At 54.6% G+C, this 9,588-nt stretch carries 11 protein-coding genes and 1 rRNA gene; 8 read left to right on the forward strand and 4 right to left on the reverse strand.

Annotated elements, in window-relative coordinates; genetic code table 11:
• Positions 1–201 precede the first annotated feature (201 nt).
• Positions 202–732 carry a Tol biopolymer transporter periplasmic protein gene (locus LKE08_RS01830; RefSeq protein ID WP_324702485.1) on the forward strand — a complete coding sequence of 177 codons (531 nt, stop codon included), beginning with the start codon at positions 202–204 and terminating at the stop codon, positions 730–732.
• Positions 733–752: 20 nt separating this feature from the next.
• On the opposite strand, the gene LKE08_RS01835 is transcribed toward LKE08_RS01830, so the two are convergent.
• Complete coding sequence (locus LKE08_RS01835) at positions 753–902, reverse strand: hypothetical protein (protein WP_324702486.1); 150 nt, start codon at positions 900–902, stop codon at positions 753–755.
• 87 nt (positions 903–989) lie between these two features.
• Between LKE08_RS01835 and LKE08_RS01840 the strand changes: the two genes are divergently transcribed.
• Positions 990–2,465, forward strand: coding sequence for a DVUA0089 family protein (locus tag LKE08_RS01840; protein ID WP_324702487.1), 1,476 nt, complete (start codon positions 990–992; stop codon positions 2,463–2,465).
• Between the two features lie 87 nt (positions 2,466–2,552).
• Positions 2,553–3,173, forward strand: coding sequence for a PPC domain-containing protein (locus tag LKE08_RS01845; RefSeq protein ID WP_324702488.1), 621 nt, complete (start codon positions 2,553–2,555; stop codon positions 3,171–3,173).
• Between the two features lie 110 nt (positions 3,174–3,283).
• On the opposite strand, the gene LKE08_RS01850 is transcribed toward LKE08_RS01845, so the two are convergent.
• The 3 genes from LKE08_RS01850 to LKE08_RS01860 all read right to left on the reverse strand — a co-directional run bounded on the left by LKE08_RS01850 (position 3,284) and on the right by LKE08_RS01860 (position 5,344).
• Complete coding sequence (locus tag LKE08_RS01850) at positions 3,284–3,475, reverse strand: chlorophyll a/b-binding protein (RefSeq protein ID WP_324702489.1); 192 nt, start codon at positions 3,473–3,475, stop codon at positions 3,284–3,286.
• Positions 3,476–3,556: 81 nt separating this feature from the next.
• On the reverse strand, positions 3,557–4,588 hold the full coding sequence (locus tag LKE08_RS01855) for a succinate dehydrogenase/fumarate reductase iron-sulfur subunit (protein ID WP_324702490.1): 1,032 nt from the start codon (positions 4,586–4,588) through the stop codon (positions 3,557–3,559).
• 363 nt (positions 4,589–4,951) lie between these two features.
• Positions 4,952–5,344, reverse strand: a complete 393-nt coding sequence (locus LKE08_RS01860) for a 6-pyruvoyl tetrahydropterin synthase family protein (RefSeq protein WP_324702491.1) — start codon at positions 5,342–5,344, stop codon at positions 4,952–4,954.
• Positions 5,345–5,415: 71 nt separating this feature from the next.
• On the opposite strand from LKE08_RS01860, the gene cobU reads away from it, so the two are divergent.
• The 5 genes from cobU to rrf form a co-directional block, all read left to right on the forward strand.
• Positions 5,416–6,024: a bifunctional adenosylcobinamide kinase/adenosylcobinamide-phosphate guanylyltransferase gene (gene cobU / locus LKE08_RS01865; protein ID WP_324702492.1), complete on the forward strand. Its 609-nt coding sequence runs from the start codon at positions 5,416–5,418 to the stop codon at positions 6,022–6,024.
• Between the two features lie 224 nt (positions 6,025–6,248).
• The gene (locus LKE08_RS01870; RefSeq protein ID WP_324702493.1) at positions 6,249–7,961 is read left to right on the forward strand and encodes an EAL domain-containing protein; all 1,713 of its coding nucleotides are present in this window, start codon (positions 6,249–6,251) and stop codon (positions 7,959–7,961) included.
• An 88-nt stretch (positions 7,962–8,049) separates the two neighbouring features.
• Complete coding sequence (locus tag LKE08_RS01875; protein WP_324702494.1) at positions 8,050–8,571, forward strand: methylmalonic aciduria and homocystinuria type D protein; 522 nt, start codon at positions 8,050–8,052, stop codon at positions 8,569–8,571.
• A gap of 69 nt (positions 8,572–8,640) precedes the next feature.
• Positions 8,641–9,327 (forward strand): dethiobiotin synthase, encoded by a 687-nt coding sequence (gene bioD, locus LKE08_RS01880; RefSeq protein ID WP_324702495.1) that lies wholly within the window; start codon positions 8,641–8,643, stop codon positions 9,325–9,327.
• A gap of 160 nt (positions 9,328–9,487) precedes the next feature.
• Positions 9,488–9,588: ribosomal RNA gene (gene rrf / locus LKE08_RS01885) — 5S ribosomal RNA — on the forward strand; the annotation flags it as partial.

Genomic DNA, 9,588 nt, shown 5'->3' on the forward strand with positions numbered 1-9,588 from the left:
TGGCTGGTGCAAACCTGTCAGGGCAAGTCGGATCGTTGAAGGAAGAATCTCCGTCGCTTTAGCGCGGGGAGTGTCAAGAAGGACTCATATTGTAGTGATGCCCGTTTCAGGGGATTGAGTTAAATTGAAACAGAGAAACCTGATTTTGACCCGGATCAGCACTCAGACCGATCGCCGCCGATGATTAAGAATTGATAGAAAATGGTGAAACGCTGCTGGCTACTTTTATGCGCGATCGCGCTGCTGGGACTCCTCGGTGGCTGTGGCGGATATCCGCGGCTACTCAATATTCCTTTCAACTCCGGGGGTACCGCCCCGAACTCCCCCCAGGCGGAGATGAGCCCCAAAATTTCCGGGCGATATCTGATTTTCGCCTCCGATCGCCTCAACCGCCAGGATATCTACCTCTACGACCGCGAAACCGAAGAATCGATCGACCTGCCGGGGCTCAACGCGATGGATGCGATCGCCTCGCACCCGGCCATTTCCGAAGATGGCAACTACATCGTCTTCGCCTCCACCCGGGGCGGACGGTCCGACATCTACCTCTACAACCGCCAAACCCGCCAGTTGCGGAATCTCACGGCCAACCTCGACGCCCAAGTTCGCCACCCCACCATCGACACCGAAGGCACCCTCATCGCCTTTGAGTCCAGCCTCAACGGACAGTGGGATATCGTCGTCTACAACCGATTCGGCCAAGCTTTAAACGTGCCGCTCGCGCCACAGTAATTGGGCAAACGAGGAAAATCTCAAATTCCCCGCAGTTCGGCGCGGCGGGCAATAGCCGATTCGATCGGTATAATTTTATTTAATCTGTCGCGATCGATTTGAGATTCAAACCCGATCGCCACTCTTGCGATCGCCTGTTCGGAACGAACCGCCATTGTAGTTGCATCCACTTGTTCAGCGGAAAGTGGTAGACCCGCCCCACTTTCTACCCCGGCGACCCATTCAAATGGAGAGGGGGTACCCAGCGGGAAAAATTGATGAACTCCACCCCCCTGCACTTCCTCACCTCCGGACTCTTGGCCGTCGTCGCCAGCTCAGGTGCGATCGCCGTCGCCCAGGCCAGTCCCCCCGAATTGACCGCCGCCCGTTCCGGTTCTCCCGTAGCCAAATCTGCTCAATCTGGCATTCTCCTCGCCCAGGATATTGTCGAACAGATCAATATCAAAGTTTACGAACAGGCCAGCCCCGCCGTCGTATCCATCGATACGGAAAAAACCAACGGCAGTGGCACAATTATCAGCGCAGACGGGATGGTGCTCACCAACGCCCACGTCGTCTCCCAGGGCGGCGAAGTGGAAGTTACCCTCTCGGACGGCAGCAAGGCGATCGCGGACGTGGTAGCCTACGGGGAAAACGGGCTGGATCTGGCCGTCCTGAAAATTCGCGATGCCCGCAATTTACCCACCATCCCCATCGCCCGCCCCGGGACGATCAAAGTGGGACAGCGGGCCTTTGCGATCGGCAACCCCTTCGGCCAATTTCAAAACACCTTCACCGTCGGCATCGTCAGCCGCATCGACCCCGATCGCAATTTAATCCAGACGGACGCCGCCATCAACCCCGGCAACTCCGGCGGTCCCCTCCTCAACAGCAAGGGGGAACTGATCGGGGTGAACACCGCCATTTTCACCCGGGGCCGGGGTGGCGGCAACATCGGCATCGGCTTCGCCATTTCCGTGGACAACGTGCCCCCCTTCCTGCAGGCAGTCCGGGACGGACGCGCCCCCCAGACCCCCCAACAGCAGCGTCCCGTCATGTTCGGCAACGAAGACGCCGAACAACTGGAATTGAATGGCCCGGAAGTGACGGGGAGACTCGAAGAAGGGGACAGCGTGCTGCCCGTCGATGAGAGTTTTTACGATCTTTATATGTTTGAAGGAGAGGCGGGCCAGCGGGTGATCCTGGAAATGACCAGCCGCGAGTTCGACCCCTATTTGATTTTGATGGATGCGGAGGGGGCGGAACTAGCCCAGGACGACGACAGCGGGGGCGACAAAAACGCCCGCATCGAAGTGACGTTGCCCGAGAGCGGCATTTACACCTTTTTGGCGAATTCCTACGAAGCGGGACAGTCGGGGACTTACCAGTTGCGGTTGCGGAGTGCGGATGACGACCCCCGGGCAACTGAGCCGCGCCGTCTCATCTTGCAGGAAGAGGGCGTGTTGGAGTCGGGGGATTCCGTGCTTCCTTCGGATGGCAGCCTGTACGACGAGTATACGTTTGAAGCAGAGGCGGGGCAGTCGGTGACGATCGATCTGGAAAGTTCGGATTTCGACCCCTATCTGGCTCTATTCGGCCCCGACGGCCAGCTCGTCGGAGAAAATGACGATGTGAGCGAGTCGAATCGCAACTCCCGCCTGATCGTGACTTTGCCGGCGACGGGTCTATATCGAGTCGTCGTGAATGCTTATGATAGTACCGGTCGAGGTGAGTACCTGCTCAGAGTCCGTTAGGGTAACATCGAAAAATCGCGATCGCCCTGCCCGGTTCTGTCTGTAGACTGTTAACGTCCCTTACTGTCTTCCCGTGTGAGGTAATTTATGCACGTCAAATTTTGGGCCGCCAGCACCAGCTTGCTCGCGATTGTGCCCGTTTACCTTCTACTTTCACCCCCGTCCGCGATCGCCCGAGAGTTCCGCCTGACTCAAGAACCGGAAGTCCCCGAGGATATGGAACCCCTCGAACCGGAAGCGTCTCCGGATGAAATGGAGACTCCGGATGATGAAATGGAGACTCCAGATAACATGATAACGCCGGCACCGGAATTTCCGCCCGAGCCGGCAGAGTCGCCGGAACCGATGGAGACTCCCGAACCGGCGGAGTCCCCGACGCCGGGAATGATTCTCGAAGAGGAGGGCGTGTTGGAAGAGGGGGACTCGGTTCTGCCCGCCGACGGCAGCTTGTACGACGAGTATACCTTTTCGGGACAGGAAGGACAGACCGTCACCATCCGCGTCGAAAGTTCCGAGTTTGACACCTATCTGGCCTTGTTCACCCCGGACGACGAATTGCTCGAAGAACACGACGATATCGACGAAACCAATACCAACTCCCAAATCACCGTCACCTTGCCGAGTACGGGGATCTACCGCGTCATCGTCAACGCCTACGACGACCAAGGCCGGGGCGAATATTTGCTCCAAGTCAGTGAAGCTCAGTAGTCGCTGGGGCCCAAACCCCGATTCCCCGCCGGCTTTCACCCCAAATTCAACATCTGTGGCGGCGGGAGTCGGTATTAGGGAATCAGGGAAAATCAATGATTTGACAGCTCTCAGCGCAAACCCAGCCAAGTCCACAGATCTTGGCCGGTGAAAAATTCCAGCAACAGCAGAATCACGAATCCCACCATCGCAAATCGCCCGTTGATCTGTTCGGCGTAGGATGTCCAACCGAAACTCGGTTCGGGTTCGGCGGGGGGGGTTGGGGTCGGCTGTTCGGTGTCGGAAGGGCTCGGGGAAGTCATGCTCTCAAATCCTGATCGTCAATTCAAAAACATCTGGGGTGGGAGTCGGGAGTCCAAAGATTAATTGTCAATTATCAATTGTCAATTGTCAATTTTTGAGGGTTTCTCCTGTTCCAAACGTTGCACCGATTCGATCAGCGATCGCACGGTTTGAGTCCCTTCGGAGGGTTCAAAGGAGAGGGGGAATTTGCCCCGCAGCACCATGCGGAACCCGAGGGGACCCAGACTCAGGAGGCCCTCGAGATCTCGCAAGTAATTTCCGACCACCATCAGCCCGAATTTCCGCTCGTCAACCCATCCCCCCTGCTTCACCAGGTCGATCATGACTTTGCGGTGGCGGATGGGGCGGCTGTCTCGGGCTGTCTTGCGATCGAGGATTTCCCGCTTGATCTTGCCGATCTGATCCATCGGTGCGACTTCCATCGGACAGACGGTGTTGCAGTTGTAGCAGCGGGTGCAGCCCCAAACCCCCCCGATACCTTCGTTGTAGTTTTCTAAGCGGGCTTCGGTGCGATCGTCCCGGGAGTCGAGCACCATCCGCTGGGCTTTGGCGAGGGCGTGGGGGCCGACAAAAGCCGGGTTCACCTCCCGGGCGTTGCATTCGGAGTAACAGGCGCCGCAGAGGATGCAGTTGCCGTTCTGGTTCAGACTTTCCCGCTCCTCCGGACTCTGGAGAAATTCCCGTTCCGGGATTTTGCGGGCTTCCGTACTGACGTAGGGTTCGACGGCTTCCAAGTTGTTCCAAAAGTCCGCCATGTCCACCACCAAATCTTTGATCACGGGCATATTGCCCATCGGTGCGACGGTGAAGGTGGGGATGGAGTCGTCGCCGTCGGCGTCGGAATTGGCTGCGGCGATGCGTTCGAGGCGGTTCAATTCGGAACTGACGTTTTCTTTGCAGGCCAGGGCCGATCGCCCGTTAATTCGCATTGAGCAACTGCCGCAGATGGTGTTGCGGCAATTTTTGCGAAAGGCCAAGGTGCCGTCCTGCTCCCACTTGATCCGATTCAGACACTCTAAAATGGTCGTTCCCGGATCGACATCCAGGCGGTAACTTTGAACCCGCGGCTCCGTATCTTTAGTTTGTCGGATAATATTAAACTGAACTTCCATATTCTCAACCCCGAGGTCTTCCTTACAGTATAGGCAAGGCCGGTCAAAAAAGCCAGCCTCGCCACCGCCCTCCCAAACATTAGGATAAAATTAAATTTTCCCCCGATTTGGAGGGAAAATTTTTAACAATTCATTAACAGGTGGCGGGGGATGCCCTCAACAATTAAAAATCAACAATCAATCATATCAAATCCGATCAAATACTCGAACATCGGGCAACCCTATAAGGTGGCCCCCACGGGAAGCCCCTCCCCCCTTACAAAGGGCGGTCAAACCGGCGGATCTGATCTAATTCCCTCTCCCAAAAGAGAGAAAATTGCAACCCAAATTATTAATTATTAATGGTTAATTATTAATGGTTAATTAAGGTTCGTCTTCGTACTCCACCCAGGAATTCGGGGTTTCCGAAACCATCACTTTCAGGCGGACACCCTCCGGGACACGCTTCTTGGTTTCGTCGTAGATAAACTGGGCGATCATTTCCGCCGTCGTCTCGTACTTCGGTGGCAGGATGTCATTCAAAACGCCGTGATCGAGTCCGCCTTTTTCCATATCTCGCTTCGCCCAACGCAAGCTTCGGAAGTCCGCCACCATCACCGGATGGGGACAGTATTCTGAGGTGTGAAGTTGGTTGGATGTCGCTTCGACTCGCACTTTATAGGTATGTCCGTGGAGGCGACCACAGGGGCCGTCATAATCTTTGATATAGTGGGCGCTATCGAAGGTAAATTCAGTGGTCAGCTTCCATTTTTGCATTGGCAAATCGCCCCCCCAGGTGGCTCTAAAATCGGAAAACTCCAAAACCTATACTATAGCAAAAAAATTTCATGAGTGCATCAACTCCCATGTCCCGGCGATTGATTTTAGTGACCGGCCCGGCGCGGTCGGGCAAAAGTGAGTGGGCGGAAATGTTGGCCCAAAATGCGGGAAAGCGGGTGGTTTACGTGGCGACATCGCGGACGGACCCGACCGATCGCGAATGGTGCGATCGCATCCGAGTGCACCGCGATCGCCGTCCGCCCGACTGGACAACGTTGGAAGTGCCGGTGGAATTGGCGACGGCCATCGCATCGACATCGGCGCCGGATACCTGCATTTTAGTGGATTCTCTGGGAACCTGGCTGGCCAACCTGCTGGAGTGGGACGAACCTCGTTGGGAAAATGCCGTCGAAGAATTGTTGGGGGTGTTGTCGCAGGGGACAGGGGAAGTGATTTTGGTGGCGGAGGAGGTGGGTTGGGGGTTGGTGCCCGCCTACCCCTCGGGGCGGGTTTTCCGCGATCGCCTCGGGGGGTTGGTGCGTCGGGTGGGTGCTCGCGCCGACTCGGTTTATCTGGTGACGGGGGGCCACGTTTTAGATCTGACTCAATTGGGAACCCCCCTCCCCTGTGAGATGATTCCCATCGGGTTGCCCACGGATCTCACGGATCAATTATGACCGATATCACTGGCTACATCCCAAAAATTATTTATTCTAAACATAGAGTCGAAGATAGCCGCGATCGGGAACCCTCAGTTACGAACGGCCGCGACCGTGCCTTTTCAGGTGAATTGGACTCCGCGATCGCAGTCAAAAAAATGTCGCAAAATCTATGTATCAATCCAGAATCTCAGCGTCCGGGTCCGAAACCCAATCTTTCCCAACCCAGGAGAAACCGAGCCATGAACAAAATTTTGGTCATCGAGGACAATCGCATTTTATTAAATAGTCTCGTCAAGTTGCTCAAATGCGAATCCTTCGAGGCGATCGGGACGACAAAAGGCCAAACCGGACTCGAACTCGCCCGCACCGAAAAACCCGATTTGATCCTCTGCGATTTGATGATACCGGACTTGGATGGATACGCGATTTTGGAACGGATCAGAACCGATGAAACGACGGCAGAAATTCCTTTTATTTGTCTGACGGGGGCGAGCGATCGCGCCTCGCTGAGACGGATAATGGAGTTGGGTGCCGACGATTATCTCACCAAACCCTACAGCAAATCTGAATTGCTGGGGGCGATGCAATCTCAATTAAAAAAACGGACAAGAAATCGAATTTTAAATATCCCATATATTCACCCAAATTTACCCTCTATTGATGTTAAAATTTTTCACGATAATTTAACAAAAATTGATGCCAAAATTGGCTTACAAGATAGATTTAATTTGCTGCTATTAAACCATTTTAAACCAGGTCAAAATATCCCGATCGCATTGTTAAGCTTGGAGCGGTTGGAGGAATACAAAAACAGTTTCGGTGCGGAGTGCAGCCGGTTATTATTCGAGGGGGCGATCGCACGAATAGTTTCCCATTTGGGCGACACCGGAAGCATCATCTGGTCGAATGGCGAACAAATCGGAATCCTCTTATCTCCGGTATCGAACCGACAAGAAGCGGCTGAAAAAATTCGAGAAATTCTGGCGATCCTCGCCGAACCATTTTCCCTGTTGAATTATCACCTGGGAACCGGCGGATGTGCGGGAATGGCGTTCTATCCCGGAGACGATCGCAGTTGGGAACGGATACTGGGAAAAGCAAATATCGCTCTCCACCACGCCAGACAGCAGCCGAGTCCCCGTCCCGTTATTTATACCGACGATCTTCTCGTCAATACCAAAGATCGCCTCATGTTAGAAAGCGATCTCCGCCATGCTTTGACGGAAAACGAACTCATCGTTTACTATCAACCTCAACTGGATTTGTCCACGGGAATGGGGATGAGTGCAGAAGCATTAGTCCGCTGGAAAAATGCCAAGCGGGGCTTGGTTTCTCCCGGAAAATTTCTCCCCCTCGCGGAAGAAACGGGTTTGATTATCGAGTTGGACAACTGGATGATCGAGGAGGTGTGCCGACAGGCGAAAATTTGGCAAGATCGGGGGTTCAATATCTCCGTTTCGGTCAACTTGTCAGCCTTACAATTTTGCCAACGCAATCTCTGCGATCGCGTGGCAGAAATCCTGGAGGAAACCGGGCTCAATCCCGAAAATTTAGAATTGGAATTGACCGAAAGTGTCCTGGTGGACGATCCCGAAGGTGCGATCGCGACCTTGCAGGAACTCAAAGCCTTGGGAGTCCGCCTTTCTTTGGACGATTTCGGGACGGGTTATTCTTCCTTGAGTTACCTGCAACAGTTCCCCTTCGACATCCTTAAAATTGACCGCTGCTTCATTCACAACGTCTCCGAAAATCCGAAAAACGCCGCGATCGTTTGCAGTATCATTCAACTCGCCCACACCCTCGGATTGAAAGTGATCGCCGAAGGAGTCGAAAACGAAGCGGACAAGCTGTTCCTACAAAATCACCGCTGCGATCGCATTCAGGGATACTGGTTCAGCCGCCCCATAGAAGCCGACGCTTGGGAACAAATGCTGTATCAAAATTGTGCTTAAATAAAGTTGAAACGGACAATTGTGGTGTGAGAAAAACCCAACTGTGGGGGCAAACCGGTTGCCCCAATTATACTAGCAACGATAAGTGATGTCAAAAATTTTATCCATTCCGACCCAAAATTTACCGACAGCAGGCGATCGCCCGTCCCAAATCTCGATCCACCCCCCCACCCCTTTTTTGAGGGACAATCTGACGCGAATTTTGCCGGAGTGGAATTCCGACGAAATCCGGGTGGTTGTCCGATTGCAGCGATCGCGATTTCCCCTCACCAAAAGCACTCCGGAAATTGAAGCGGAAAAACAACAATTGCGCGATCGCTTTTTAAACTTCGCTTTTGAGGTCGCATCTGAACTGAACCGACGGGGTTGGATGACCGATATCATCGACCCCAAAACCGGCTATCCGATGCTATCAAAACCCGGCGAATTGCACCACAGCGACGCGGCAACCGTCGCCACCTTGTTAAACTTTCCCCTCCAGCGGGGATTGTGTTCCCTCGCCCTCCATCCCGACTGGGGAAGTGCCCTTTATCCGGGGGTTTTCATGTCCGCGGCACCGAGCGATCGCATCGCCGAGGTCATTTCGGCAGTGCAAAATAAATTAATATAAAATGATTTGTTGTTGCCCTTGGGCCCATCGGGGGCTAAAGCCCAACAACGAGCGAAATTTGAGGAGAACGTGGACAATACACTGCTGATTGCCGGGACGGATACGGAAGCTGGAAAAACCGTTTTAACCAGCGCTTTAATTGCCTATTGGAAAACCCATCGAGACTCCCGCCGTTTGGGCGTCCTGAAGCCGCTACAGTCGGGAATGGGCGATCGCGAACTGTATCGCGACCTATTTTTTCCCGACGAGTCCTTGGAAGCGATCGCACCCCTGCATTTCCAGGCGCCGCTGGCTCCCCCCTTGGCTGCGGAGCGAGAAAATCGTACCGTAGAGTTGGAAAAAGCCTGGTCCGCCCTCAACCACCTGCGGCAAAGCCGGGATTTCGTGCTGGTGGAGGCTTTGGGGGGGTTGGGATCTCCCGTCACCCGGGAACTCACCGTCGCGGATTTAGCCCGGGACTGGCGGTTGCCGACGGTGCTGGTGGTGCCGGTGCGACTGGGTGCGATCGCCCAGTCGGTGGCGAATGTGGCCCTCGCCCGCCAGTCGGGCGTCAACCTGCGCGGCATCGTCCTCAACTGCGTCGAACCCCGCACCGAAGCGGACATCGACAACTGGACTCCGGCCGATCTGATAACTCCCCTGACCCAAATCCCGATTTTGGGCGTCCTCCCGTATTTGGACAATCCCAAGGACGTGGAACAATTGGCCCGGGCCGCCGCCGGTTTGGAACTCGAAGCGCTGCTGCCGCCGGGATAGGACGGGCGCAACCCCCGCCCGGTCTGGGTTTGGGAAAAATCCAAAAAAATTTTCCCAAAGGGGTTGACTTTTCCGAAAGGAGCCACTACTATTGTTAATTGTGCGAGAGAGGAAAGCGCAACGGCGCACTCTCGAACCCAGCGAAAGATTTTAAAGCTTTCCTGGTGCCTATGGCTCAGTGGACCCACACCGATCCATCTCGAACTCGGATGTGAAACGCTGAAACGGCGAAGATACTTGGCGGGTAGCCGCCTGGGAAAA

The sequence above is a fragment of the Lyngbya sp. CCY1209 genome, assembly GCF_035615495.1.
In the GTDB taxonomy this organism is placed as follows: Bacteria; Cyanobacteriota; Cyanobacteriia; order Cyanobacteriales; family Microcoleaceae; genus Limnospira.

Coding starts and splice junctions, on each gene's coding strand:
- LKE08_RS01870 (WP_324702493.1), top strand. CDS start 6,249: ATGAACAAAATTTTGGTCATCGAGGACAATCGCATTTTATTAAATAGT.
- LKE08_RS01850 (WP_324702489.1), bottom strand. CDS start 3,475: ATGACTTCCCCGAGCCCTTCCGACACCGAACAGCCGACCCCAACCCCC.
- LKE08_RS01845 (WP_324702488.1), top strand. CDS start 2,553: ATGCACGTCAAATTTTGGGCCGCCAGCACCAGCTTGCTCGCGATTGTG.
- LKE08_RS01855 (WP_324702490.1), bottom strand. CDS start 4,588: ATGGAAGTTCAGTTTAATATTATCCGACAAACTAAAGATACGGAGCCG.
- LKE08_RS01875 (WP_324702494.1), top strand. CDS start 8,050: ATGTCAAAAATTTTATCCATTCCGACCCAAAATTTACCGACAGCAGGC.
- LKE08_RS01830 (WP_324702485.1), top strand. CDS start 202: ATGGTGAAACGCTGCTGGCTACTTTTATGCGCGATCGCGCTGCTGGGA.
- LKE08_RS01840 (WP_324702487.1), top strand. CDS start 990: ATGAACTCCACCCCCCTGCACTTCCTCACCTCCGGACTCTTGGCCGTC.
- cobU (WP_324702492.1), top strand. CDS start 5,416: ATGAGTGCATCAACTCCCATGTCCCGGCGATTGATTTTAGTGACCGGC.
- LKE08_RS01860 (WP_324702491.1), bottom strand. CDS start 5,344: ATGCAAAAATGGAAGCTGACCACTGAATTTACCTTCGATAGCGCCCAC.